Annotated in this window: 23 protein-coding genes; 8 read left to right on the forward strand and 15 right to left on the reverse strand. The window is 62.6% G+C overall.

What is annotated here, in order from left to right:
* Positions 1-3: 3 nt before the first annotated feature.
* The 7 genes from DAES_RS02830 to DAES_RS02860 all read left to right on the forward strand — a co-directional run bounded on the left by DAES_RS02830 (position 4) and on the right by DAES_RS02860 (position 7,517).
* A complete protein-coding gene (locus DAES_RS02830) occupies positions 4-2,340 on the forward strand; it encodes an efflux RND transporter permease subunit (protein WP_013513527.1) in 2,337 nt (778 codons plus the stop codon).
* A gap of 143 nt (positions 2,341-2,483) precedes the next feature.
* Positions 2,484-3,239, forward strand: a complete 756-nt coding sequence (locus DAES_RS02835) for a DUF3450 domain-containing protein (protein ID WP_013513528.1) — start codon at positions 2,484-2,486, stop codon at positions 3,237-3,239.
* The gene (locus DAES_RS02840; protein ID WP_013513529.1) at positions 3,236-4,663 is read left to right on the forward strand and encodes a MotA/TolQ/ExbB proton channel family protein; all 1,428 of its coding nucleotides are present in this window, start codon (positions 3,236-3,238) and stop codon (positions 4,661-4,663) included. Before DAES_RS02835 ends, DAES_RS02840 begins: the two co-directional genes overlap by 4 nt.
* Positions 4,650-5,270 (forward strand): MotA/TolQ/ExbB proton channel family protein, encoded by a 621-nt coding sequence (locus DAES_RS02845; RefSeq protein ID WP_013513530.1) that lies wholly within the window; start codon positions 4,650-4,652, stop codon positions 5,268-5,270. The genes DAES_RS02840 and DAES_RS02845 overlap by 14 nt, the downstream gene beginning before the upstream one ends.
* Before the next feature lie 8 nt (positions 5,271-5,278).
* A complete protein-coding gene (locus DAES_RS02850; RefSeq protein ID WP_013513531.1) occupies positions 5,279-5,689 on the forward strand; it encodes an ExbD/TolR family protein in 411 nt (136 codons plus the stop codon).
* Positions 5,689-6,348, forward strand: coding sequence for an energy transducer TonB (locus tag DAES_RS02855; protein ID WP_013513532.1), 660 nt, complete (start codon positions 5,689-5,691; stop codon positions 6,346-6,348). The genes DAES_RS02850 and DAES_RS02855 overlap by 1 nt, the downstream gene beginning before the upstream one ends.
* Positions 6,345-7,517: a tetratricopeptide repeat protein gene (locus DAES_RS02860; RefSeq protein WP_013513533.1), complete on the forward strand. Its 1,173-nt coding sequence runs from the start codon at positions 6,345-6,347 to the stop codon at positions 7,515-7,517. The genes DAES_RS02855 and DAES_RS02860 overlap by 4 nt, the downstream gene beginning before the upstream one ends.
* Before the next feature lie 43 nt (positions 7,518-7,560).
* Here DAES_RS02860 and DAES_RS02865 read toward each other — a convergent pair whose 3' ends face one another.
* The 11 genes from DAES_RS02865 to DAES_RS02915 all read right to left on the reverse strand — a co-directional run bounded on the left by DAES_RS02865 (position 7,561) and on the right by DAES_RS02915 (position 19,248).
* Positions 7,561-8,385 carry a class I SAM-dependent methyltransferase gene (locus tag DAES_RS02865; protein WP_013513534.1) on the reverse strand — a complete coding sequence of 275 codons (825 nt, stop codon included), beginning with the start codon at positions 8,383-8,385 and terminating at the stop codon, positions 7,561-7,563.
* Between the two features lie 351 nt (positions 8,386-8,736).
* A complete protein-coding gene (locus DAES_RS02870) occupies positions 8,737-9,333 on the reverse strand; it encodes an ATP-binding cassette domain-containing protein (RefSeq protein WP_013513535.1) in 597 nt (198 codons plus the stop codon).
* Positions 9,330-10,085, reverse strand: coding sequence for an ABC transporter permease (locus DAES_RS02875; protein ID WP_013513536.1), 756 nt, complete (start codon positions 10,083-10,085; stop codon positions 9,330-9,332). The genes DAES_RS02870 and DAES_RS02875 overlap by 4 nt, the downstream gene beginning before the upstream one ends.
* Positions 10,082-11,080: a substrate-binding domain-containing protein gene (locus DAES_RS02880; RefSeq protein ID WP_013513537.1), complete on the reverse strand. Its 999-nt coding sequence runs from the start codon at positions 11,078-11,080 to the stop codon at positions 10,082-10,084. Before DAES_RS02880 ends, DAES_RS02875 begins: the two co-directional genes overlap by 4 nt.
* Positions 11,081-11,116: 36 nt before the next feature.
* A complete protein-coding gene (locus DAES_RS02885; protein ID WP_013513538.1) occupies positions 11,117-13,114 on the reverse strand; it encodes a TonB-dependent receptor in 1,998 nt (665 codons plus the stop codon).
* Positions 13,115-13,142: 28 nt separating this feature from the next.
* On the reverse strand, positions 13,143-14,021 hold the full coding sequence (locus tag DAES_RS02890) for an ABC transporter substrate-binding protein (protein ID WP_013513539.1): 879 nt from the start codon (positions 14,019-14,021) through the stop codon (positions 13,143-13,145).
* Positions 14,018-14,776 (reverse strand): ATP-binding cassette domain-containing protein, encoded by a 759-nt coding sequence (locus tag DAES_RS02895; protein ID WP_013513540.1) that lies wholly within the window; start codon positions 14,774-14,776, stop codon positions 14,018-14,020. Before DAES_RS02895 ends, DAES_RS02890 begins: the two co-directional genes overlap by 4 nt.
* On the reverse strand, positions 14,773-15,510 hold the full coding sequence (locus DAES_RS02900) for a GTP-binding protein (RefSeq protein WP_269077524.1): 738 nt from the start codon (positions 15,508-15,510) through the stop codon (positions 14,773-14,775). Before DAES_RS02900 ends, DAES_RS02895 begins: the two co-directional genes overlap by 4 nt.
* A 116-nt stretch (positions 15,511-15,626) precedes the next feature.
* Positions 15,627-16,526: a helix-turn-helix transcriptional regulator gene (locus tag DAES_RS16855; RefSeq protein ID WP_013513542.1), complete on the reverse strand. Its 900-nt coding sequence runs from the start codon at positions 16,524-16,526 to the stop codon at positions 15,627-15,629.
* A 1,035-nt stretch (positions 16,527-17,561) separates the two neighbouring features.
* Positions 17,562-18,764 carry an MFS transporter gene (locus DAES_RS02910; protein ID WP_083808618.1) on the reverse strand — a complete coding sequence of 401 codons (1,203 nt, stop codon included), beginning with the start codon at positions 18,762-18,764 and terminating at the stop codon, positions 17,562-17,564.
* Between the two features lie 46 nt (positions 18,765-18,810).
* The gene (locus tag DAES_RS02915) at positions 18,811-19,248 is read right to left on the reverse strand and encodes a MarR family winged helix-turn-helix transcriptional regulator (protein ID WP_013513545.1); all 438 of its coding nucleotides are present in this window, start codon (positions 19,246-19,248) and stop codon (positions 18,811-18,813) included.
* Between the two features lie 44 nt (positions 19,249-19,292).
* Between DAES_RS02915 and DAES_RS02920 the strand changes: the two genes are divergently transcribed.
* Positions 19,293-19,634, forward strand: a complete 342-nt coding sequence (locus DAES_RS02920) for an ATP-binding cassette domain-containing protein (protein ID WP_236608451.1) — start codon at positions 19,293-19,295, stop codon at positions 19,632-19,634.
* A gap of 3 nt (positions 19,635-19,637) precedes the next feature.
* On the opposite strand, the gene hydF is transcribed toward DAES_RS02920, so the two are convergent.
* From hydF to DAES_RS02940, 4 genes are read right to left on the reverse strand one after another with little or no spacing between them, the layout of a single operon-like run.
* The gene (gene hydF, locus DAES_RS02925) at positions 19,638-20,873 is read right to left on the reverse strand and encodes a [FeFe] hydrogenase H-cluster maturation GTPase HydF (protein WP_013513546.1); all 1,236 of its coding nucleotides are present in this window, start codon (positions 20,871-20,873) and stop codon (positions 19,638-19,640) included.
* Entirely contained in the window at positions 20,863-21,861 is a 999-nt protein-coding gene (gene hydE, locus DAES_RS02930) for a [FeFe] hydrogenase H-cluster radical SAM maturase HydE (RefSeq protein WP_013513259.1), read from the reverse strand. Before hydE ends, hydF begins: the two co-directional genes overlap by 11 nt.
* Positions 21,858-22,490 (reverse strand): hypothetical protein, encoded by a 633-nt coding sequence (locus DAES_RS02935; RefSeq protein ID WP_013513260.1) that lies wholly within the window; start codon positions 22,488-22,490, stop codon positions 21,858-21,860. Before DAES_RS02935 ends, hydE begins: the two co-directional genes overlap by 4 nt.
* Positions 22,487-23,929: an aspartate ammonia-lyase gene (locus tag DAES_RS02940; protein ID WP_013513547.1), complete on the reverse strand. Its 1,443-nt coding sequence runs from the start codon at positions 23,927-23,929 to the stop codon at positions 22,487-22,489. The genes DAES_RS02935 and DAES_RS02940 overlap by 4 nt, the downstream gene beginning before the upstream one ends.
* Positions 23,930-23,934 lie beyond the last annotated feature (5 nt).

Consider the following 23,934-nt stretch of genomic DNA (forward strand, 5'->3'; position numbering starts at 1 on the left):
GATATGTTGAACATAGGCAGGATCAACGCGTGGTTTCATTCTTTTGGCGGGTCGGTCATCCGGTTCAGGTGGCTGGTGTTCGCCGCCTGCGCCGTCCTGACGATCGCAGCCGGGTCCGGGCTGCCGCAACTCAAGGCGGATGTGGACCAGGACAACTGGTTCATGGAGGACGACGCCCTGCTCAAGGCCAAGGAGCGCATGGAACACATCTTCGGCAACGAGGACTTCTGCGCGGCCCTGGTCACGGTGGACGACATCTTTACTCCGGAGAACCTGGGGCTGCTCAGGGAGTTGGGTGACGAACTCCTGGAGCGCGTGCCTTACGCGGACGATGTCATGTCCCTGGCGGACATGGAGTTCACCGAAGGCGTTGAGGGCGGCATCAGCATCGAGGATCTCGTGCCGGAGAGGATCCCCACGGACCCGGCAACCCTTGAGGCCCTGCGGCACAAGGCGCTGTCCAAGACCTCGCTGAAAAACCGGATGGTCTCGGCGGACAGCACCGAGACCTGGCTCATCCTGCGGCTGAAGCCGCTGCCCGGCAACCTCGACGGAGAGGATCCGGTCGTGACCGTGGGGCGGCTCTTCAGCGAGGTGGTTAACCAGCCCCGGTACGCACCCCTGAACATCAAGGCCGCCGGGCTGCCCGTCGTCTTTGTGGACAAGATGGACTTCTTTGCCAAGGAGACGCCCCGTCTGATGGGCATTTCCCTTCTGTTCACCGTGGTGGTGCTCTTCGTCCTTCTGCGCAACCTGCGGGGAATCCTCTTCCCTCTGGTCACGGTTCTGTGCGTGCTGGGCATCGTTTTCGGGGTGCAGGGCTGGCTGGGCATCCGTACAGACCCGTCGGTCATTTTCATGCCGGTGTTCATCACCCTGGCGGTGTCCATCGGGTATTCCATCCACCTGTTCAACCACTTTAACGTCGAGTTCCGCAGGACAGGGCGCAGACGGGAATCCCTGATCCTGGCCGTGGAGGAGGTGGGCTGGCCGTTGGTGTTCAGCGCGCTGACTACGGTGGCGGCGCTGGTCTCATTCCTGTTCATTCCGCTTCGGCCCATCCGCTGGGTGGGCCTGACCTCCGCCTCACTGGTTTTTCTCGCCTGCGTGATCGTCCTGACCCTGCTCCCCGCGCTGCTCAGTTTTGGCAGGGACGGGACGCCGGAGGCTGAAAAGGCTGATGCTCGCGAAAGCCGCATCCAGCGGCTCATGGGGTGGCTGGCCGGTGTCTCCCTGAGGCGGCAGAAGCTCGCTCTGATTGTCCTTGCCGTCGGCATGGGCGTATGCTTGGTCGGCACAAGCCGTATCGACGTGTCCTTTGACGTTCTCAAGACGTTCGGGCGCAAGGTTCCCTACGTGGACCGCATCTACAGCGTCGGCCAGTCCCAGGTGGGCTCGCTCTATTCCTACAATCTGGCCTTGGAGTTCGACCAGCCAGGCGCGGCAAAGGATCCGGACAACCTGCAAAAGTTCGACCAGCTGGTGGCAGAAATAGACAACCTGGAACTGACCAAGAAGACCACGTCCCTGCTCCAGATTCTCAAGGATCTCAATCAGGTCATGCACGAGGGCGATCCTGTCTGGTACAGGCTGCCCGAGAGCCGCGACATGGTGGCCCAATTGCTTCTGCTCTACGAGAACGCCGGCGGCGACGAGGTCGAGCGCTGGATCGACTATGACTACCAACGTCTCAAGCTTCAGGTGGAGATGGGGCACTACAACTCCGGGGAGGCGGCTCGCGAACTTCACTGGATCAGGGAGGAAGCCGCTAGGCTCTTTCCGGACGCCCATGTGGTGCTGACCGGCTCAATCTCGCAATACACGGTCATGCAGGACTATGTCTCCTTTGGCCAGATCAAGTCCTTCTTCATCGCCTTCACAGTGGTCACGCTGCTGCTGATGATCGTCTTCGGCAGCCTGCGCATCGGGCTTATCGCCATGATCCCGAACATCGCCCCGGTCCTTGTGGTGGGGGCGATCATGGGGTTTGCGGACATCCCGCTCGATCTGGTCACCGTGACCATCATGCCCATGCTGCTCGGGCTGGCAGTGGATGACACGATCCATTTCATCAACCATAGCCAGCTCGAATTCGAGCGATGCCGCGACTATGCGCTGAGCAATCGCCGGACGTTCCTCGCCGTGGGCGGGGCGTTGCTGATGACCACCGTGGTGCTGACCCTCAACTTCTCGGCCTACATGGTCTCGGTGGTCAATATATTCGTCAGCATGGGGTTCCTGGTGGGGGCCGGTCTGTTCGCCGCCCTGGCAGCCGACTTTTTCATCACCCCGGTGCTGCTCTCCATGACCAAGCCCTTTGGTCCTGAGCGGCGAGGGTGACGGCGGACTTTACATCAAATCAAAATGGGCATAGGTGATGTTGAAAGTCATTATCGTCAGTGGTGGTGTCAAAGATATATGCCCAACCGTTCGGTAATTGAAGCAATAAACGTGGCGGTTCGTCACTCGCAACTGAGGTGGATATGAATGTGGGGAAAATGGTGGCAGTGGCCGCACTGCTGTTGATGCCGGTCCTGGCCCGGGGGGCGGACACGCCTGTGGCGGTGCATGCGCAGATGGCCGGGGCCGTGGCGTCCGAGGCTGGCGCACAGGCGGCGTACAACCGCTGGTCCGACGAGAAGGCGGGAGTGGCCGACGAGATCCGGGACATGAAGGCTATGGACGACTGGCTGGAGTTCCAGAACAGAAAGTATGTAAAATACATAGAGAAACAACGCGCCACAATCGCCGAATTGGAGCGGCGGAAGGAAGAGGTCAAGCGGATCGCCATGGAGCTTGAGCCGTTTCTGGAGACCGTGGTCGATCGCCTGGAGGAGTTCGTGAACAGCGACCTGCCGTTTTTGGCTGAGGAACGCCGTCAGCGCATCGTCTTCCTGCGCGCCTCTCTGGACGACTACCACCTGAGTCTCAGCGAAAAACTGCGCCGCGTGTTCGAGGCGCTGCTTGTGGAGACGGAGTACGGGCGCAACGTGGCCACCGTTTCCCAGGCGCTGGAACTCGACGGGATCCCGACCCAGGTCACGGTCTTCCGGCTGGGGCGGACCGCGCTCTTCTATCAGGCTGCCGACGGGTCTTCCGCCGGATTCTGGGACCAGGAATCCCAGTCCTGGAGTCCGCTGGACCAGGGGGTGGCCCGCACCCTGCGCCGGGCTCGGGAAATGGCCGAGCGCAAGCGCGCCGTTGAACTTCTCGAACTGCCGATCGGAGCCGCACAATGAAGACCATCATCATGACCTTTGTCGCCGCCGTGTTTCTGGCGATTCCGGCCCAGGCCCAGGCCCCGTGGCAGCAGGTGGCCCAGCAGGTGGCCGCAGTGGCCCGGCAGGCCCGGGAAAACGCCGACCAGACCAAGACCATCATCGAGGGAGAGCGCCGGGAGATCATGGCGGAACAGGACTCCCTCAAGGCGTCCATCAACGCGCGCCAGAAGCGGTTCGACGCCCTCAAGGCAGAGTACGAGAGCTTGCTGGCGCGGGAAAGGGAGTTGCAGGAGGAGCTGGCAGCGCAGGATCACGAGTTGAAGACCATCGACGGGGCCATCCGCACCGCTGCCAAGCAGGCGCGCGACTACTTTCACGAGAGCCTGACCACGCCTGAATTCCCGGAGCGCGGGACCGTGCTGGCCACCGTGCTGGAACCGGACAAGTTTCCCGGCCTTCAGGGCATTCAGAGCCTGCTCACCCTGTTCCTGGACGAGTTGCGGGCCTCGGGTTCCGTGACGCGGCGCACAGGCGGGTTCATCGGCCCGGACGGCAAGGACAGGAGCGGCGAGCTGCTGCGGGTGGGTACTTTCACCATGGCTTATCGCCAGCCCGACGGACACATCGGTTTTTTGCGGCCCAACAGCGACGGCAGCAGGCTGACCGCAGTGCAGGGCGATCCGGGATGGACTCTTTCCGACATGATGGCCGATTATTTCGACGGCAAGGGGCTGTTGTTCCCGGTGGACATCTCCAACGGCGCGGTGTTCAGCCGCCTGGCCCGCCAGCAAACAGGCGTGCTGGAGTGGCTGAGCTCCGGCGGGTTGCTGGTGTGGCCCATCATTCTGGTGGGCGTGGCCGCCCTGATCCTGGTGGTGGAGCGTTTCTATTCCCTGAGCCGGATCCGGGGCAACTCGGCCCGGAACATGACCACCATCCTGGAAATGGTCAACAGGGGGCAGTGGAAGGAATGCCGCAGGTTCTGCCAGGAGCAGAGCAGCTATCCAACCTGCCGGATCATAAACCACACACTTCAGTATCTGGGGAACACGCGTGAGATCATCGAGAACGCCTTTCAGGAAGGGTTGCTCAAGGAGCTGCCCATGCTGGAGCGGTTCCTGCCCACCCTGAACGTGCTCGCGGCCGTGGCGCCGTTGCTCGGACTGCTGGGCACCGTGACCGGCATGATCAACACCTTCCAGATCATCACGGTGTATGGCACCGGCGATCCGCGCATGATGTCCGGCGGTATTTCCGAGGCCCTGATCACCACCCAGCTCGGCTTGGCCGTGGCAGTGCCCATCATGATCCTGCACCATGTGCTGGAGAGGCGGGTGGACAGGATCGTCGGCGACATGGAGGAGAAGGGAACCGGTTTTGCCGTGGCGCTCATGAAGGTCGGCAAGATCAAGACGCGGGAGGAACTTGATGTCGCTGCATAATCTTGGCGAACAATTGGTGGATTATTTTCAGGCCGGGGGCAGCATCATGCTTCCCCTGCTGGTCATCTCGCTTGTCATGTGGACCCTGGCCATTGTCAAGGGGCTGCGCTTTCTGAGCGAACGTCGCAGGGAAAGAACCCCGGAGCGCTGTCTCGACTTGTTCAGAGGGGAAGCCGGTGTGTGCAAGGCAGGACTGGCGCAGTGGCAGTGGGACATCCTCTCCCAGTATCTGGAGCAGCGGTGCGACGATCCTGAACTCAACCGCGACATGCTCGATGCCATGCGCATGCGCCAGGAGATCAAGGCCATGCGCTACATCGGCACCATCTTGCTCCTGTCTGCTGTGGCGCCGCTGCTTGGGCTGCTCGGTACCGTGACCGGCATGATCACCACCTTTGATGTCATCTCCGAGCTGGGGACCGGCAATGCGCGCGCCCTGGCCTCGGGCATCTCCGAGGCCCTGGTGACCACGCAGAGCGGTTTGGTGGTTGCGGTTCCGGGGTTGGTGCTCGGCGGCTTCCTGTTTCAGCGGGCGCAGAAGATGAAGGGCCGCATGGAACTCTTCTGCATCGGCCTGCAGCACCAGACTGAAGTGACGCCAAACTAGGAGGATCCATGCGCAGTATCCGGTATTCGCGCAGCAGGGGGTCGCGCCGTAGCGAGATCAACATGACCCCGCTCATCGACATGGTGTTTATCCTGCTTATCTTCTTTATCGTCACCACCAGCTTCGTTCGCGAATCCGGAGTGGACGTGGAGCGGCCTTCGGCCGAGTCCGTCGAGACCAAGGAAAAAGCCAATGTCCTGTTGGGACTGACCAGTGACGGGCAGATATTCGTCGAGGGCCGCCCTCTCGACATCCGGTCCGTGCGCGCCTACATGGAGCGTTTCCTGGCTGAGGTTCCCAACGGCTCGGTGGTCATCGTGGCCGACAAGGAAAGCTCCACCGGCAACGCCGTGCAGGTGCTGGACCAGTGCCGCATGGCCGGGGTCAAGAACATCAGCATCGCGGCAAGGAAGCAGTGATGGCCGTGCGCGACAGGGGCGCGGGGGAGTTCATGCTGTCCTGCCTGCTGGCCGTCTTTGTGGCCGGTCTGCTGTATGTGGGAGTCCTTCTGCTCAACGAGGCCCCGCCGCCTGACGGGATGATCGTGGTCGAGGGGGCTGTCCGCCTGGCCCAGCCGGAGCGCGACCGGACCGAGCCCGAACTGCGACGCAAGAAGCTCGATGAGGCCAAGCCGCCTGAAGAGTTGCCCAAGACCTTCACTTCCCGGTCGGACAACCGGCCTGCCAAGCCGCTCATGACCATGAGCGTCCCAGGTTTTTCGGCAGACCTTCATCCGGGTATCATGGGTGGCGTCGCCCTCCCTGCGGGCGGTTTCGGCAGTATCGGCTTTTCCATGGACGAGGTGGACGACATCCCGCAGGTGGTCAGGAGCGTTCCGCCGGACTATCCCTATGTGGCCAAGCGCAACCGGGTGGAGGGCGAGGTCGTGGTCCGCATGCTGGTGGACAGCGAGGGTCGCCCGCAGAAGCTGTCCGTTCATTCCTCAACCCCGGCAGGGGTGTTTGACGAGGCCGCCCTGGGCGCGGCTGGACGTTGGCGCTTCAAGCCGGGCCGGTACAAGGGGAAGGCCGTGGACACCTGGGTTCTTCTTCCCTTTGTTTTTGAGTTGAAGCCATGAGCATGAAACGCATCCTTTTCTTGGTGTTGGCCATTGTTGTTGCCGCCGTGCCCGCATACGCCGGGGAGAGTCTTCCCCCGCTGGCCCGGCAGGCTCTGCACACGGCGCAGGTGCGGATGGACGCCGGGCAGTTTGCCGACGCCGCGCTGGTCCTGCGCGAATACATGGCCCAGGCCGGGGAGACGGTCCCCAGCCACATCTACCTCATGCTGGGGAGTGCCCACCATCAGAACAACGACAGAAAGAAAACCCTGGACGCCTTTCAGGCCGGCCTGAAAGCCTACCCGGACAATGACCAGCTTGCCCGCAACTGCGCCGTGGCCTGCTACGAGCTGGGGCGCCATGCCGATGCAGGCCGCCTGTTCGAGAAAGCCTACGCGCTCAAGACGCCAAGAGATCCGGCCCTGTTGTTCCATGCGGGATCGGCCTACTACAGCGGGGAGGATTTCTCCGCAGCGGCCCGGGTGCTGGAACGTCTCCTGGCGGATCAGGCGCAGCCCGAAAAAGACTGGGTGCGCCTGGCGGTCCACGCCCACCTGGAGGCAGGCCTGTCCGAAAAAACCGAGGCGATTTTGAGCCGCTATCTGGCGATCAATCCCGATGAGGCTCCCTATTGGGAACTGCTGGCCAAGCTGCACATGGACCGGGAGGAATACGCCAAGGCGGGTGCGGCCCTGGAAATCTGCTACCGTCTGCGCGAGCCTTCGGGCAAGGAGTTGGAACGGCTGGCCTCGCTGTACGCCTATTCCGATGCTCCGCTCATGGCTTCGGCCACGCTGCTGCGGGCCAGGCCCGACTCCGCGGACATGGAGTACGGAACCAGAATCGCCCGCCTGTACACCGCTGCCGGACGACCGGATGAGGCCATGCGCCTGCTTTCCAGATATGACCGATCAGCCTCGCTGGCAGGGAAGAAGGGAAGGATTCTCTACGACGCCCGCCGGTTCCGGGAGGCCGAGGCCGAACTGGGCGAGGCGCTGGGCCAGGGCGATGGAGCTGCCGAGAACGTGTACCTACTCGGCATGTGCGCCTGGGAGCGGCGGGATTGGGGGGCCGCCAGGGACAATTTCATGAAACTGCTGGGTGACAAGTCCTATTCACGGCTGGTCAAGGTCCCGCTTGTCGTGATCGAGGACATAGAGACCGCCCGCAGGGAGAGCGGCGACTAGCGAAGACAAGCCCCGGAACCATGGTTCCGGGGCTTGTCTTTGGTCATGCTCCGGCGGGGTTCATCTGATAGTGCAGGATTCTGAACGCCTTGGCAAAGGCGGGGATGCGGGCCATGACCCTGCTCAGGAAGTCCCAACGGCGCGGTTCCTTGTCCATATAGTATTCCACGCTGTTCAGTGAAAGGTTGTAGGCCCACAGCTCCAGGCGCTTGTCCTCGTCCATGGCCCACAAAAACCGCGCCCTGGTGTGTTTGATCGTGTCGTGCCGGGAGGAGATCCGGCAGCCAAAACCGGTGCAGGCGTCAAAGAGCAGCTCCCCCGGAGCCAGGACCTCCGCGATCCGTTTGATGAGCGGTCGGACCGCGTCTTCGGAGAAGTACATGAGGACGCCCTCGGACAGGACCAGGATGGGCGCGTGCGGGTGTTTGTCCCTGATCTCCCGCATCCAGGCCGGGTCGAACATGGAGCGGCGCACCGAGATGTTGCGCTCGTCTGGGGGCAGGAGCTGGTCGCGCAGCGCCATGACCTCCGGGAGGTCGAGGTTGTAGAAAATCCCCCTGCCAGGGCCCAGGCGGTTGGCGCGGCTGTCCAGCCCGCAGCCGATGCTGACGATCACGGGATCGTCGTGGGCGTCGATGAACCTCCGGGTGATCCCGTCGAAGTGTTTGACGCGCAGGCACACGCCCACCTGGCTGCGCGTGGCCTTGTCGTATTTGGAGAAGTCGTAATCCAGGCTGCCCACGATGCGGCAGGCGTCGGGGTCCGAGATGATGGCGTCCGGCCTCCCAGTCTCCAGGCATCGCATGTACAGGGGTATGAAGAGGGTGTCCGCCACTGCGTCCGTGATGTTGGTGGTGATGGCTTGCATGTCTGCTCCTTTGACGCGCGCACAGGGGGCGTTGCGTCTGCTCTGTCGTGATGAAACCCGAAATGCTCTGCACAAAACACAGCTGAGGTCGTCGTGGTCAGCTGTTCTCAACAGCCAATGGCCGCATTTGAAAATGACATTCGAAATCAAATGCTGTCAACGGCCACAGGGTTGAAACAAGGGTAGGGCGCAGAAATATTCCCGATCGGGTCAGCCGATTCCCGACCGGGTGGTTTGCCAGCAGGCATTCACACCGGTTTCACTGCCCGAAGAGGGGATCTCTGGCCGATTTGAAGCCGGTTGTCAGCGGCCTCGCGATCAAGACCCTTCGGATCAGGCGCCGTGGCGCGATTATGCTGTCAGTGTGATGGGGCTGTGGTCGATGGAGATGGTCCGGCATTGGAAGGCGTCCAGGTACCGCTCCTGGTGGCTGACCAGGAGCACGGCACCGCCAGCCAGCCGATGGGCCTCAATGAGCATGGCCGTAGTGGTCTGCCATTGATCGTCGAGAAAGGCGAACGGCTCGTCCAGCAGCAGGATATCCGGCTTCACGGCAAAGGCCCTGGCCAGGGAGAGACGCCTGCGCATGCCGCCGCTCATTCGGGGCGGGCGCATTCCGGGGTCGAGTCCGAACCGGTCCAGCCAGCAGCCCGCTCCGGTCTTTGCGTGCGCCGTTGGCTTGGCCATGACCAGGAGCAGATTGTCGAGCGCGGTCAGCCATGGGACGAGGATGTCGTCCTGAAAGGCGCAGCCGATCCGTGTCGAGCCGAGGGCCACGGTGCCGCTGTCCGGGGCGGTCAGTCCGGCGGCGATCTCAAGGAGCGTGGTCTTGCCTATCCCCGAGGGGCCGCACAGGCAGACGGCCTCACGGGCGGCCACGTGCAGCGTCGTGTCGTGGATCAGGGGTGTGCCGCTGATGGCAAAGGTCACGTTGTTCAGCGCTATCATGCCTGCTCCCGTATCTTTCCGGTGAAGGTCTCTGCGGATTTGCGCAACGGGGCAATGACAAGCAGCTCCAGGGCGACGCCGAGCAGGATGACGATGCCGGCCCAGGCGAAGAGCCTGGGGATTTCGAGCATGCGGTAGGCCCAGAACACCTTGGCCCCGATGCCGGTGGACGAGCCGAGGAACTCCGCGACTGCCGTTATCTTCCAGCTGGTCGCCGCCGCATAGGACAGCCCGGCCAGCAGATAGGGCGCGAGGCCGGGCAGGACCACGCGGGCGAGCATGCGGACCTTGGGAATGCGGTAGAGCCGGGCCATGTCGAACAGCCGTCTGTCCAGGGCCATGCACCCTTGGGCGATGTTGGCGAACAGGGGCGGAAAGACCGAGGCGAACACCACGGTCACGGCCACGGTGGACCCGGTGCCCACCCAGACCATGAGGAGCGTGATCCACAGGATGGGCGGGCAGGATTGCAGGGCTGCCACCAGCGGGGTGATCATGCGCATGGCCGTCGGACTGCTGCCTGCGGCCACGCCGAGGACCAGGGCGCAGGCAAGGGCCGCCACAAGGCCTGTCAGTCCCCGGGCGATGGTGATGGCCAGCGTGGTCCAGGTTTCAAGCTGCAGGGCCATGATGCCCAGTTCGCGGCAGACGCTTGCCGGGGTCGGCACGAGCATGGCGCCAAAGGTCAGTGACGCGGCCCACCACGTGCCCACGGCGATGGTCAGGGACACGGCCAGGGGGAGTCCTTTCATCGGCTCCCTCCGAAGAAGTCATCCGGCAGCGGTATGATTCCGTCCGGGCCGACGCATTCAGGGAAGACCATGCTCAGGTATTCGCGGATCATGGACTCTGACTCGGCTGCGGATCGGACCCGGATGATGTCGCGGGCCAGGGACGCCCTGACTATCTCCGGCTCGATGAATTGTTCGAATTCCAGAGGCAGGGTCGCCAGACCCGATTCCGGGTCGTCAAGGAGCGGTTGCTCCTGTTTGCGCATGGCCGCCGCCAATCGGTCGTCCAGGCCGGGATGCAGGGCGAGGGTCTTCGTGTTGACGGCGATTCCCGCCATGGGGAGCAGCGGCTCGCGCCCGGTCATCCTGCCGTACTCCTCCTCGACGCTGGCCACCACGCGCAGATTCGGGGCCTTGGCCAGCAACGCCGTCACCAGTGGTTCGGGGAGGAGCAGTAGGTCCGTGTCGCCCCGCATCGCCTTGAGCGCGAGCTGTTTGGCTTCGTACGGCGCGTAGTTGAACCGGGGCAGCCCGACGCCCTCCAGCGAGTGGAGCACTGCCACGGCTGGGGAGTGGGGCGGGGCCGTGGCTATTTCCGCGCCCTCGGGCAACCGGACGATGTCGTCAAAGGTGCGGATGTCGGGGCGGCTCGTGAGGATGAAAAACTTTTTCCAGCCGGTGACGCAGACGAGGCGGATGGGCGTTCCGCGCATGGCCGCCTGGGCAAAGCCGTCTATGTGGCCGACCCAGATGTCGCCCTTGCCAGCCAGCAGGGTGCCGCGCAGGTCGTCGAGATTTTTCCAGTAGTGGATATCGGGCGCGAAGGAGAGATCGCCCTCGGCCAGAGCCTTCCACAGGGGCATCTGCGGGGTCGTGGCCTGTCCTGTGGTGTAGATCGAAAGCATGGTCCGCCCCCCTTGGGGGGCGGACTGCTTCGCGTGGGGCATCAGGTGCAGGCCGCCCCAGGCCGCAAGGGCGAGCAAGAGCGCCAGCGACGCCAGTTGTGTTTTCTTCATGTCAGCCCGGTGTGCCTCTTCTGCCCGAGGGCAGCGCTAGAATGAAACCGCGTAGTTGATGGATCCGTTGATGCCCGGCTCCAGCAGCTCGATGCTACGGGCGTTGGCCAGGTAGTTTTTGTATTTCTTGTCAAAGAGGTTGTTGATGGCCAAGGAGACCTCGTGGTGCAGTTTGGACCAGTCGAACCCGTACCCCGCTGCCGTGTTGACCGTGACCCAGGCATCGGTCCTGCTGGTGCCGTCCGGCACCTCACTCTGGCCCAGGGCCCAAGGGGTTTCGATGCGCGCCCAGAAACCGTTGCCCGCCGTGTACTTGATGCCGCCCAGGCCGTTGACCGGAGCGATGTTGCGCAGGGCCTCGTCGTTTCTCGTGTCGCGCCCGTTGGTCAGGGCGAGGTTGCCGTAGAGGTTCCAGGCCTCGGCGAAACGCCAGTCAGCCTCAAGCTCTGAGCCGTAGATGCGCGCCTCGCCGATGTTGCCCATGCGGTACAGGGTCGGAGAAACCTGCATCTCGGCGATGTAGTCGGTCAGGAAGTTGGCATAGAGCGAGCCCGCCGCGCTGAAGTTTTCCGTGTTGAAGTGGAGCCCGTATTCGAGGAAATAGGACTTCTCAGGGTCCAGGTCCGGGTTGCCGAGGCTGGTCACGCCGCCGCCCAGGCTGACGTTCTTGAACCGCTCAAGGATGTCGGGCACGCGGTAGCTGGTGGCAGCCAGGAAGGTGTGAGACCAGTGCTCCGCCGGGTTCCAGGTCAGGCCGGTATGGAGGTGCCAGCCCGCCTGCTCCTTGGTGCCGCCGGAATAGTCGGCGTTTTCCTTGTTGGTGGACTGCACCCTGTCCAGCCGTCCGCCGAGGTTGAGGGTGAACCGGTCGTCGAGTTTCCAGTCGTCCTCGGCAAAGATGCCCATGGACGTCTGCGTGGTGTTGGGCGTGGGCTGGTCCTCAAGGGTCGTGCCCGCAACAAGGTACCTGATCCGCTTGGAGGTCATGTGCCAGTTCCAGGCGTCGGCCCCGGCGATGACAGTGTGGTCTCCAAGACCGAGTTCGGTCTGCGCCTTGCCGCCCACTGTCTCGTGAAGGGCCTGGGGGTTGATCAGCTTGACCGCCGCGGTGGGGTTCTCGATCTCCACCTTGCGCTGGTTCTTCATGTAGTAGGCGTTGAGGGCCACCTCTCTGACGGTCTCGCTGTCCGGTGTGAAGGTCAGGTCCGCGCTGGTCATGAAGTTGGCCGTCCGGGGATACCGGATGGGCGCGGTCTGGGGCATGGTGCTTGATCCGCCGGGGATGCCCACATCGTTCGCCTCGATGTTCATGACCTGAAAGGCTCCGGTGAGCAGGTCGCTGAAGCGCGCCTCGCCCGCCATGCGCAGATAGACATCGTTGAACTGGCTGTTGGGTATGCGGGTGGAGTCACCGCCGAAGTAGCTGTCGTGGTCGCGGACGCCGCCGGAGACCTGGAGCCAGAAGTTCTCCCGGCTGAGGACCGAGCGCACGTATCCGTCCGGCCCCTGCGGGTTGGTGGACCAACTCGCGATCATCTCGCCGCCCAGTTCCTGCTCGGGCGTGAACGCGCCTTTTTTCGTGATGATGTTGATGACGCCGCCCGTAGAGCCGGTTCCGTAGAGCGCACTGGCCGGTCCCTTGAGCACCTCGACGCGCTCCACGTCCAGCGGATTGATGAAGCCCAGCCGGGCGTTGATCTCGGTGGCCGTGTTTACGCGCATGCCGTCGATAAGCACGACCACGGACGTCCCGGACAACCCCCGGATGGATACGTCCTGGCCCCACGGGGACTCGCCGCTGCGCGAGACGCCCGCGATGCGCGAGATGGAATCGGCGATGCTCGCCTTGGGTGCGAGCTGGATATCCTCCTTCTCCACCACACCGGTTCCGCCCGGAGTCTGCGACTGCATGCTGTCCACGCCCCGGGCCGAGACGAGGACCTTGTCCAGAGTTATATCCTTTGCCAGGGCCGGGGCAGTGCCGAGCGCGAGCGCGAGCAAGGCCAGCAGGGCGGAAGCGAATCGCCGTTTCATGGTCTCTCCTTTTGAATAGCCTTGTGAATTATTGGGTCGCGGGTCTGCCCAGCGAAACCAGGGCATCCCAGCCGGGCCAGTTCAGCCGGCCATTGTTTTCGGCCATTTCCTCAAACCAGGGGATGCCTTCCACCACAGGGATGAGCGAGCCGGATTCGGCCAGGAACCGCTGGTATTCATTGGAAAGCAGGTAGCGCAGGAATTCCATGGCGTCCGGGTCCGCAGCCTGGCGGACCGCAGCCATGAGCGGCACGGGCCAGGCACCGGAGCGAGGCCAGACCATGATCCCGTTGTCCTCGCGGTAGTTCCGGCTGAAGGCGGGGATGCTCAACCCGGCCAGGAAGGTTCCGGCGTCCACATGCTTGTTGATGTCGAGCGGGGTGTAGTCGGTGTTCTTGGCGGCGATGACCCCGGCGGCCCGCTCGCCGCAGGCCGCAGTCATCATGGCGTCGAAGAGCGCGGGCAGCGGCGTGTCGTGCGGCGGGACCGCGATGGAGTCGCAGATGTCCGGGCGGCACAGGTCCTCCCAGTCCTCGATGGGCGGGCTGACGCTCTTGGCTGCGGCGATGACAAAGGGCACGATGCCGACGACCCGGAAGTATCTGGACGGCTCGGCCATGCCGATGGAGGTCAGCTCGTGGCGCATGGGCGGCAGAGAGTCCGGCAGCGGCGCGAGCAGACCCGTCTTCTGATACTGGAGCAGGTTGTGCAGGAACTCCGGGTAGGCGCACAGCGTGAGTCCCGGCACGGACGCGTCGTTGCTGCCAAAGGCCCTGGAGAAGTCGAGCATCTCCTGGTGCGTCTGGGGCGGGATGAGATCCAGCGAAAGGTTGAGCCGGGCCAGGTCCTGCACGGTCTTGCGCAGGATGTTCGGGGCGATAGCGAGGCATACCGAGCGTGTGGTCATAACATTATCTCCTTTGCCGCCAGGGTTTTGCCCATGCGCAGCGCCTCGCGGGCCTGCATGAGCGTGCTGTCCATCCGCTTGAGATCCTCGGCGCACTCGCGTTCGCCGTCGCTGGAGCGCAGCAGGGCGGACATGCCGCCGTTTTGCATGACCAGCCGGGTGTCGTTCATCAGGATCAGGACCGGATCGTGGGTGGCCGTGACGACCACTTTCCGCCGCCCGGCCAGGACGCTGAGGGCCTTGAACTTGTGGATGCCCGCGTTCTCGACCTCGTCAATCAGCACGATGGGCGTGTCCGAGAGCATGGCGATGTCCGCGATCATCAGGGCGCGGGACTGGCCGCCGCTCAAGACCTGAAGGGACATGTCGGCCCGGATCGGTTCGCCGCACAGGGAATTGGTCATGTCGAGGAGCGGCTTGAGCAGGGCCTGCCCGTCGCGCCCCTTGCTCTCGGCGTGCAGGAGGATGAACTCCTCCACCGTGGCATCCATGACGAAATTGGTTTTCTGGGAGAGGGTTGCGACCAGTCCGGCGGGCAGCTCGGCCAGGGGTTCGCCGTTGACCAGGATGGTCCGGCCTGTCTGCGTGTCCTGGCATGCCGCCTGTTCGACATCGGATAACAGCTCGCTCTTGCCCGATCCGGTGGGGCCGACCAGGGCCAGTGAATCGCCGGGACGAAGATCCACCCGGCCCACCTTTTCGGCCCGGCCTTCCTTGTCGAATCCGGCCAGGATGGTGACGGTTTCAATGATCATGCGGCGCACTCCTCAAGCAGCAGTTTTTCCACGTTGCCCGACTGGAACCGTTTGCCGATGCGCGTCTCACCCGTGCAGTAGGAGCAGATGGACGCGGGCATGGAGTAGCGCAGCGACGCGCCCTCCGTGTCGATCAGGTGGTCCCAGGTGTCTGTCAGCCTCCTGAGAGGCAGCGACCCGGTCCCGGTCAGGCCGTTGACATGCAGGACGCGGGCGGCTGGGTTGACCTGGCTGATCCGGTGGGCGAACACTTCTTTCTCGGCTTGGGAGACGAGGTCGCTCTTGGTGACCACGACCACGTCCGCCAGTGTCAGAGCCGGACCCATCTTGCGCGGGGCCTCCATGCCGCCCAGGTTGTCGATGACCGTCACCGCCGGAACGCCCCGGATGTGCGGCGCGCATCGGTAACAAAGCCCCGCAGTCTCTATGAAGAGAAAGTCGGCCTTGTGCGAACGCCCCCAGTTGCACGCCTCCTCGAAGTTGGAGACAAAGTAGTGGTCGGGGCACAGATAGTCGGAAAGCCCCTGAATGGCCGGTATGCCGAGCTTGTCACGGTATATCCGGTCATCAGTGGTTCCGAGGGTGTCGAACTTGACTGCGGCGGAGCGCTTCCCTTCCTTGTCGAGCTGGCGGATCAGGTGAAGGATCACCGCGGTTTTTCCTGCGCTTGGCGCGCCTGCAACGGTTACTGTTTTCATGGTTTTCCCGGTGTTGAAATTGACTCTCTTTATCATTGCTGAGGGCTAAAAGAGTCCCGGCAAGGATTGTCGGGACAGGCGGAGAGTATCCTGGCAGAGATAAATGACCACCCCTGGACGGTAAAAATAAGCCCGAAGCGGGGGGATTCCGGTCAGGAGGGGCAGTGGGGCTGGTTGGCCGCGAAGAAGACGTTGTCCTTGCGGTAGCGGTAGGGGGTGACGCCGTGGCGTCCCTTGAAGGCCGCGCAAAAATGGCTGACGTTGGTATAGCCCACGCTGCTGGCCACTTCGCTGACCGTGGCCGTGCTCTCCAGCAGCCGCTGGCGGCCCATGTCCACCCTGTAGGCGCGGAAGTATCCGTAGACGGTCTGCCCGAACAACACTTTAAACCCGGTCTTGAGCTTGGTCTCGTTGAGGCCCACGCTCTGAGCCAACTGTCGCAGTCCGGGCGGGTTCTCCAGGTTGGTAGTCAGCATCTCCCTCGCTTTTCGGAGGCATTCGATCTCGTAGGAACTCAGCCGCGTCCGGCACGGTTTGGGCGACTGCTCGGCCAGAACGTGGGACAGCAGTTCCAGGGTCTTGCTTTTCAGGTAGAGGGTGCGGGCCGCGCCAGTGTAGGGGCACTGGGCCAGTTGTGAGGCTGCGACGAACTGTTCCGGATTCATGTCGCGGCTGACGGTCGCGATGGGAAGAATCTCGCCCTTCACCAGTTGCAGGAGAGGATTCGGGAGGCCGCAGGCCTCGTTGGCCAGCGCGATCCCCAGAAAAGACGGACTCAGGACGACATCCACCCAGCGGTGGGTCTGCCGGGCATCCAGAGCGATTGTGCCGCTTGTGGCCGGGAAGAACCGGATTTCGTAGTGGCCCCGACTCCGGGCAACGCTTTCCTGGTTTTCGGCGTCCGAAACGCCCTTGCCCTCGATGGTGAAGCTAAAGCGCAACACCGGGGCGTCAAAGGCAACAGAGAATCGAAGCGGTTGTTTGGCCGCGCATTCCCAGAAGAACACGGCCAGATCGGGCCGAAGGGGGAACCGCCTGACCGGGGCGGCCACACCAGCCTCAAGAAGAGAGTGGCAAGTTCCCGGCCGGACATCACTCGGGCCGCAATTGGTGACAGTCATTTGCATCTGCGCAACCCACTTGAGCAAAATTGGTGATGGAAGACGAGGGTGGCGACTTCCACGCCACACAACAGGACACTAGTGAAAATGATTTTCAAAGTCAACGCCGTGGCGTATGTAGGACACTTTTGTCTCTGGGTTGGCTGAAGTCCGAGCCCCCCCCCATGTATTAGAAAGTTGGAGTTGGCCTTGCGTTTTGAAGCTTGCCATAGGAGATGCTTGTGTCCGCTTTTTCCCCGACGCCGTGCGTAATTAACGACATTCCGCGCCTTCTGCACGGCATGCGACAGGGCGTTTCGAATAGGCTTGGCTGCAAATAAGTCCAATATTATTGTTGTGTTATGTTGTGATCGTGGTCGACAATCCTCAAGAATGGCATTCAAGAGGTCATGGGTTCGGTTCCCTCCAGCTCCACCACAAGAGAGTTTAGGGTTTCAAATAAATACTTGGAATCCTTTTTCCGTGCCTGATGGCGGATTTCAGGAAAACGTCCGCTATCCAGCGTATGTGCATATATCATCTCCAGTCTCCACTATATCCATTTGTGGATAGGCCTACCGTCTTGTTGGTCAGCAGAGCAAGCCAACCTTCTGCGCGTCATCTTTTCCGGAGATACGAGAGCCCCCTTGCTGAAGCCGGGTCACAATGCTAGGGCATTCCCCATGCACAAAGGACACGCCGAAACAGAATAGACAAATAAAATCAAAGCATTGCCGCCCTGCCGAAAAGCGAGAAGTTCCGAGTCTTCTCTTCGGCACCCGGATGATCAAGGGTTGCGGCTAACAAGCTGCAACCCTTTTTCTTTTTCATCCGGCAACGTGCACGATCGTCCTCTTCCGGCGTGATTTGACCCCTCTGGGTCAAAGTGGCGGGTCAGGAAGCGGGATCCTTTCCGCCAAAGGAGGATGCTTGAAGGAAGTGATGTGACGGTTGCGTTGTTTCAGGAGTATCTCGGCGATTGGACTGTCACGCGGTGACCGGGTCCTTTTGAACGGTGTTGCTGTGACGAATCATGATGAGGATAAGCGGCTGAATCAGAGCCATGACTATTGACAGGAGACCCACCCACTTCATGTTGATCAAGTCTCCCTCCGGTCCGGTTGACAGGATTGCAGACGCCAGAAATGCGCCGATTCCGTTGCCGAGGTGTTGTATGGAGGAAAACAGGGACATGAAGGCGGCTCGTTCATGGGGTTGCGGAATCTTGGAGGCTTCGGTCGTGGCCGAGACGTTTCTAAAGCAGACCATTCCCATGAACATGCTGAACACAACCAGAAGAGAGGATGTTGGCTGGTGCATGAATCCGTCATACAGGAAGACCACCAGCAAAATGGTTCCCAGGATGTTGGTCGGAATCGGACCGATCTTGTCCGAAGCTCTGCCGCCGATCTGGATCAGGATGAGACTGAATAGCCCGCCGACGAGGTACAAGAAGCCAAGCGACGACCGGGGGTACCCGAGGTTGAGTTGAAAGTACGCTGAAATGTTCGGGATGATCGCATATGATGAAATCATCGCCGTTGCCATCATGATGAATGCCAGCAGGAACTTGCCGTTGGAAAACAGCCGAGTCAGCTCAAGCGTCCGGGGTTCGCCCTTCAGATGCTCCTTCAAGGAGGGAGTGAGCCGGAGGATGAGCCAGAACACGATGAATCCCAGGATGGATATGGCATAGAAAGGCGTACGCCATGTGCCTTTTTCGGCGAGTTCGAGGCCAAAGGGGATGGCCGCCACAGCTGACACCGAGAATGTCCCCATGACGATGGCCATGGCCTTTCCCCGCCGTTCTGGGGGAACAACGTCGCAGACGATGGAAAAAGCAATGGCGGCTGCCGGTCCTCCGAATAGTCCGGCCAGCACCCTTGCCCCGGTCAGCGTTGTCAGATCCCAGCTAAAAGTCGCCCCTAATGTTGCCAGGGAAAGCCCGAGCACGGCGACGAGGGCGACGTGCTTTCTATCGAACCGGTCCAGAAATTTTGCACAAGCAATTCCCGAGATGCCGACCGCCAACGTGTAGCACCCGCAGATGATGCCGATATCCGAATTGGTGACAGGCAGGTCCTTGGATATGTCCGGCCCCAACGGCATTACCATCATAAAATCAACAATGTTGATAAGTTGAATTATGGCTGCGATCCAGACAATTCGACTTTCCTGTTTCATGTTCATTCCTTTCCCTAATTCGTTTGGAGTCCATACGTTATGAGTAAAAAAATTACTGGTGGTCTTCGATCATTTCGTGCGCCGTAGTAAGAAATTTTTCCAAAACCATGCGGTTTTCAGCATTCAAGGAAACGAGGAAGCATTCCATTTCCTGATGCTTCCGCAGGTGATAGTTGACATGGGTCTGATAGGCCGTCATCCCCTTAATCGTCAGGCAGACTAATTGGCGCGTGTTATTGTTTTTGTCCACGGATTTTTCCGCCAACCCCTTGGCTTCAAGCCTGCTGACGATTTGCGAAACCGTTCCTTTGGTTACTCCGATCAGCCTTGCGATTTCGGAGATGAAAACCTCTCCACGGTCGCCGATCAGCTGGATGATGTGAATTTCACTTCGGTAAATATTTACATCCGTGCCAAAAGATTTGTGTGCCTTGGTCGTGTTTGATATCTTTTCGACAAGCAGCATGTATTTTTCGATGATCGAGTTCATGGGCTAAATATTGTATGGACACCATACGCTTGTCAACACAAAAAATGCTTTCTGCGACGACCTTCAATCGCTGCTTAACAAGACTGGATGTTCTGGGGGTGGACCCGGCCTGGAGCCACCGCTATCCGCACGAGCTTTCGGGCGGCGAGTTGCAGCGAGTCTGTCTTGCCCGCGCCCTGGACCGCAGAACGCGCTACCTGTTGTGCGACGAGATGACCTCCATGCTGGACGCCCTGACCCAGGCGGGCATCTGGAAGGCGGTGCTCAGGGCGGTCCGCGAGCACGGGCTTGGCCTGCTCGTCATCAGCCATGATCACGCCCTCCTTTCAGGGCTGTGCCAGCGCACAGTCAGCCTCTTCGACAGCGGAACGCGCCCCGCTGCCTGACGGTCATCCGCCCGCCAGGCCAAGGGGGGCAGCCCTGAGTTCTGGAAAAGGCGCGATGATCCTGTCGAGCACGCCCTGGACCTTGGAGATGGCTACCCCGTAGTTGGTCACGGGCAGTCCCCGGCGTGCGCATTCGTTGATGCGCCGCAGCATCTCGGTGCGGCCCAGCATGCAGGCTCCGCAGTGGACCACAAGCCGGTACCGCTCCAGGTCGTCCGGGAAATCGTGGCCCGCATACACCTCAAAACGCAAATCCCGGCCTGTGTACTGAGTGATCCAGCGTGGGATCTTCACCCGTCCGATGTCATCGGCCACATCGTGGTGTGAGCACGCTTCGCCGATGAGCACGGTGTCGCCGTCCTCAAGGGTGTCGATGGCGTCTGCCCCGCGGACGAGGCTTGGCAGATCGCCCTTGTAGCGGGCGAACAGGGTGGAGAAGGTGGTCAGCGGGATGTCGTCGGGCACGTCCCCGGCCACGCTCATGACCACCTGGGAGTCGGTGACCACCAGGGCTGGCTTGCACCCCATCCCGGCCAGGACCGCTTCGATTTCGCGCTCCTTGACTGTCACGGCCACGGCGTCGCAGTCCAGAATTTCGCGCAGCACCTGCACTTGGGGCAGGATCAGGCGGCCCTTGGGCGCGGCCAGATCAATGGGCACCACGCAGACCACCCAGTCGCCTTCACTGATGAGGTCGCCCACCAACAGCCGCTCCTGGCGGAATTCCAGAGGCGCGGCATCAATGATGGCCCGCTTGAGTTCGTCCGCCCCGGCTCCGGTCCTGGCGCAGACCGTCAGGCAGGGCGCACCCAGGGACCGGCACAGAGCCAGCTCCTCGGACGCGGGCGTGCGCAGGTCGGTTTTATTGAAGGCCACGATGCACGGGATGGACAACCCCTTGACCATGTCGAGGATGGCCCGCTCGTGGGCGGTGACGCCCTCCTCGCCCACCACGACAACGGCCACGTCAGAGCGGTAGAGCACCTTGCGCGTGGCCTTCATGCGCAAACCGCCCAAATCGCCGGTGTCGTCCAGGCCCGCCGTATCGTAGAAGGTCACCGGTCCGAGCGGCAGCAACTCGTAGTGCTTGGCCACCGGGTCGGTGGTGGTGCCGGGCGTGTCCGAGACTATGGCCGTCTCCTGACCGGTCAGGGCGTTGAGCAGCGACGATTTGCCCGCATTCCGGCGTCCGGCAAGGGCAATGACCAGCCGTACTCCGCGGGGCGCCTTATCCGACATGGCTCCCCCGTGGCGAGAACCCCTTGGCCGATGACGAAATGAACCCGCCGTCCCTGACGGCCTGGCGTGCCGATGCCAGGGACGGCCCGTCCTCGTCGGTCCCGGCGTTCTTGCCGGGATAGATGGCGTAGTCGCCCCGCAACGGCGCCGGAGTCATGGAGGGCATGAGCACGTTGCAGCCACGGGTCAGGGCCAGTGTGCGGCTTCCGGGGCGCAGTGCGTCCAGGGCTGAGGTGGCCGGAATGTTGGCCTCGGGGTTGAGGATGCGCAGCAGGGCGGTCATCCTGTACGACAGATCGACCGAACCGGGAGCGTTTCCGGCCATGGGGGTATCCGGGTTGGGCACGAACGGCCCCACCGCGATCATGTCCAGCCCCAGATCCGTGAGGAAGAGGATGTCGCGCAGGGCGTCCACGGGCGTGGTGCCAGGCAGCCCGGCGATGACCCCGGAGCCGACCTCGTAGCCCATGCGCCGCAACTCCTCCACCCGGTGCAGGCGGGCGGAAAAGTCCTCGCCCTGGCGCAGTTGCTTGTAGCGGGCCGGGTCGGTGGTCTCCAGCTTGAGCAGGCAGCGGTCCGCGCCGCATTCGCGCCAGTACGCGTATTCGTCCAGGCCCCGGTCGCCCAGGGAAAGGGTCACGGCCACGTCGTGGCGGGCCTTGATCTGCCGGACCAGTTCCCCGATGTACTCGGCGGTGTAGCTCGGATCGTCCCCGGACTGCAGCACCACGGTTCCTGCCCGCTGGTCCACGGCAGCCGCGACCGTCTCCAGGATGTGGTAGGCGCGCATGCGGTAGCGGCGCAGGGTGCGGTTGTCCGCGCGCAACCCGCAGTAGCGGCAGTGCTTGTTGCAGGTGTTGGAAAATTCCACGATGGCCCGGATGTAGACCTCGTTGCCAAAGACCCGCTGCCTGATTTCATGGGCATGGGCGAAGAGTGAGGGGTCGTCTGCCCCAATCAGAGCGATGAGAATGTCGTGTGCTTTCATGGTGTATTGGGTGCTGGGATGTCCCGGCGGTCTGGGTGTTGAAAGGAAAACGTCGGGCAGGCGCGGCAGGCGCACATGGCCCGGACGCACTCGTTGATGAGGCGGAAGGCGGCCACCTCCTCGCGGGAGGCCGAGGCCGGGGGCTTGCCGGTATCGGCCCAGCCGAGAAGCGTCTGCACATCGGCCTGGATCATGCCCCAGAAACCCTGGGGCGCATGAATGTCCGCATGGGCGTACTGGCCGAAGACGATGGTGTCGTCGATGACGAGGATGGGCAGGCACGGCAGCCTGCGGGCGGGATGCACACGCACCTGGCCCGGATGACGTGCGGCCAGCTCGCTGACAAAGGCGTGGGACGCGGCCACCTCGTCGTCAGCGGCCTGTCTCGATATGCCGAACCTGAGGGCCTCAAGGAAGGGGCGCACCCAGGGTTCGCAGCATCCCGGTTCCAGAACGATGATGTCGAGACGCTCGAAGCCCGGTTTTGCCAGGGCCGTCTCAAGGCCGTGGCGGTGGGGACGGGATCGGGCGAATGCCCCGTACACCGCCGCGTGCAGGATGATGCGCCGCTCACTGGCCGCGAACAGGCTGGGCGTGTCCAGGGCGTTGATGTCTGCCACGAGCTTCATCGGGGTTCCACTCCTTCGAATTCTCCGGGCGTGAAGCCGAGCTTGCACAGCCGTTTGGGGGAAAGGAGCTTGTCCAGGGTTTCGGGCGAGGCCAGTCCGTCGAGTGCGGCCTGGTCGCGCACGCTGCGCCCGGCGGCTTTGGCCTCGGCCAGGAGCCGCTCCACCCGGTCGTATCCCAGCGCCGGGACAAGCACGGTGGCCAGCGCCCCACTCTGCTCCACCAGAAGCAGGCAGCGCTCCCTGTCGGCCAGGATGCCGTCCACACATCCGGTCGCCAGCCCCTGGCAGGCGCATGTCAACAGAGTCAGGGACTCAAGGATGGCATGGGCCAGGAGCGGCATCAGATGGTTGAGTTCGAGTTGGCCCATGGCCGCGGCCAGGGTCACGGTCTGGTCGTTGGCCATGACCCGCAGGGCGGCCTGGATGACCGCCTCGGGCATGACCGGGTTGATCTTGCCCGCCATGATAGAGGAACCGGCCTGGAGCGGCGGCAGTATCAACTCTCCGAGTCCGGCGCCGGGGCCGCTGGCGAGCAGACGCAGGTCCGAGGCGATCTTCATCAGGGTGGCGGCGCATGCCTTGAGCATGCCCGAAACCTCGACGAACACGTCCATGTTCTGGGTAGCGTCCACGAGGTTTTCGGCCCTGGACACGGGCAGCCCGGCCAGGGAGGCCAGAGTCCCGGTCACGGCCAGGATATAGTCGCGCGGCGCACCGAGCCCGGTGCCGATGGCCGTGCCGCCGAGATTGACCCGCTTGAGCCGCTCCCGACACTTGAAGATGCGCCAGCGATCCCGGGCCACGCCGTCGGCAAAGGCCCCGAACGACATGCCCAGCGTCATGGGCACGGCGTCCATCAACTCGGTACGTCCAGGCTTGACCACGTCGCGGAACTCGGTCTCCTTGCGCTGGAGCGACTCCTGAAGAGCGGACACGGCGGTTTCCAGGTCCAAGAGCATGGTCAGGGCCGCCACTCTGAGGGCGGTGGGGTACACGTCGTTGGTGGACTGGTGCATGTTCACGTGCAGGATGGGGTGGACCCGCTCCCAGTCGCCCCGTTCGCCGCCGAGCAGCTCCGCTGCCCGGCTGGCGATGACCTCGTTGAGGTTCATGTTGGTCGAGGTTCCGGCCCCGCCCTGAAACGGGTCCACCACGATCTGGTCGTGCAGCGCGCCTGCGGCGATCTCGGCGCAGGCCGCGTCGATGGCCTGGCCGCGCTCCCCGGACAGATGTCCGAGGAGCGCGTTGGTCTGCGCGCAGGCCCGCTTGACCAGGGCAAAGGCGCGGATGAAGGCCGGATGCAGCCGGTATCCGGAGAACGGGAAGTTGCGAACAGCCCTCAGGGTGTGGATGCCATAATAGGCGTGCGCAGGCACCTCCAGCTCGCCCAAGGCGTCTCGCTCCAGGCGGAACCCAGGTGCGGGCGCGATTTTCGTCATGTGCC

Source organism: Pseudodesulfovibrio aespoeensis Aspo-2 (assembly GCF_000176915.2).
Taxonomy (GTDB): Bacteria; Desulfobacterota; Desulfovibrionia; order Desulfovibrionales; family Desulfovibrionaceae; genus Pseudodesulfovibrio; species Pseudodesulfovibrio aespoeensis.

Excerpts from the sequence above, each read along its gene's own strand:
- DAES_RS02860 (WP_013513533.1), top strand. The coding sequence starts at position 6,345 with ATGAGCATGAAACGCATCCTTTTCTTGGTGTTGGCCATTGTTGTTGCC.
- DAES_RS02875 (WP_013513536.1), bottom strand. The coding sequence starts at position 10,085 with ATGAAAGGACTCCCCCTGGCCGTGTCCCTGACCATCGCCGTGGGCACG.
- DAES_RS02915 (WP_013513545.1), bottom strand. The coding sequence starts at position 19,248 with ATGAACTCGATCATCGAAAAATACATGCTGCTTGTCGAAAAGATATCA.
- DAES_RS02895 (WP_013513540.1), bottom strand. The coding sequence starts at position 14,776 with ATGATCATTGAAACCGTCACCATCCTGGCCGGATTCGACAAGGAAGGC.
- DAES_RS02890 (WP_013513539.1), bottom strand. The coding sequence starts at position 14,021 with ATGACCACACGCTCGGTATGCCTCGCTATCGCCCCGAACATCCTGCGC.
- hydF (WP_013513546.1), bottom strand. The coding sequence starts at position 20,873 with ATGTCGGATAAGGCGCCCCGCGGAGTACGGCTGGTCATTGCCCTTGCC.
- hydE (WP_013513259.1), bottom strand. The coding sequence starts at position 21,861 with ATGAAAGCACACGACATTCTCATCGCTCTGATTGGGGCAGACGACCCC.
- DAES_RS02850 (WP_013513531.1), top strand. The coding sequence starts at position 5,279 with ATGCGCAGTATCCGGTATTCGCGCAGCAGGGGGTCGCGCCGTAGCGAG.
- DAES_RS02830 (WP_013513527.1), top strand. The coding sequence starts at position 4 with ATGTTGAACATAGGCAGGATCAACGCGTGGTTTCATTCTTTTGGCGGG.
- DAES_RS02835 (WP_013513528.1), top strand. The coding sequence starts at position 2,484 with ATGAATGTGGGGAAAATGGTGGCAGTGGCCGCACTGCTGTTGATGCCG.
- DAES_RS02880 (WP_013513537.1), bottom strand. The coding sequence starts at position 11,080 with ATGAAGAAAACACAACTGGCGTCGCTGGCGCTCTTGCTCGCCCTTGCG.
- DAES_RS02840 (WP_013513529.1), top strand. The coding sequence starts at position 3,236 with ATGAAGACCATCATCATGACCTTTGTCGCCGCCGTGTTTCTGGCGATT.
- DAES_RS02870 (WP_013513535.1), bottom strand. The coding sequence starts at position 9,333 with ATGATAGCGCTGAACAACGTGACCTTTGCCATCAGCGGCACACCCCTG.
- DAES_RS02855 (WP_013513532.1), top strand. The coding sequence starts at position 5,689 with ATGGCCGTGCGCGACAGGGGCGCGGGGGAGTTCATGCTGTCCTGCCTG.
- DAES_RS02940 (WP_013513547.1), bottom strand. The coding sequence starts at position 23,929 with ATGACGAAAATCGCGCCCGCACCTGGGTTCCGCCTGGAGCGAGACGCC.
- DAES_RS02885 (WP_013513538.1), bottom strand. The coding sequence starts at position 13,114 with ATGAAACGGCGATTCGCTTCCGCCCTGCTGGCCTTGCTCGCGCTCGCG.
- DAES_RS02910 (WP_083808618.1), bottom strand. The coding sequence starts at position 18,764 with ATGAACATGAAACAGGAAAGTCGAATTGTCTGGATCGCAGCCATAATT.
- DAES_RS02900 (WP_269077524.1), bottom strand. The coding sequence starts at position 15,510 with ATGATAAAGAGAGTCAATTTCAACACCGGGAAAACCATGAAAACAGTA.
- DAES_RS02845 (WP_013513530.1), top strand. The coding sequence starts at position 4,650 with ATGTCGCTGCATAATCTTGGCGAACAATTGGTGGATTATTTTCAGGCC.
- DAES_RS02865 (WP_013513534.1), bottom strand. The coding sequence starts at position 8,385 with ATGCAAGCCATCACCACCAACATCACGGACGCAGTGGCGGACACCCTC.
- DAES_RS02920 (WP_236608451.1), top strand. The coding sequence starts at position 19,293 with ATGCTTTCTGCGACGACCTTCAATCGCTGCTTAACAAGACTGGATGTT.
- DAES_RS02935 (WP_013513260.1), bottom strand. The coding sequence starts at position 22,490 with ATGAAGCTCGTGGCAGACATCAACGCCCTGGACACGCCCAGCCTGTTC.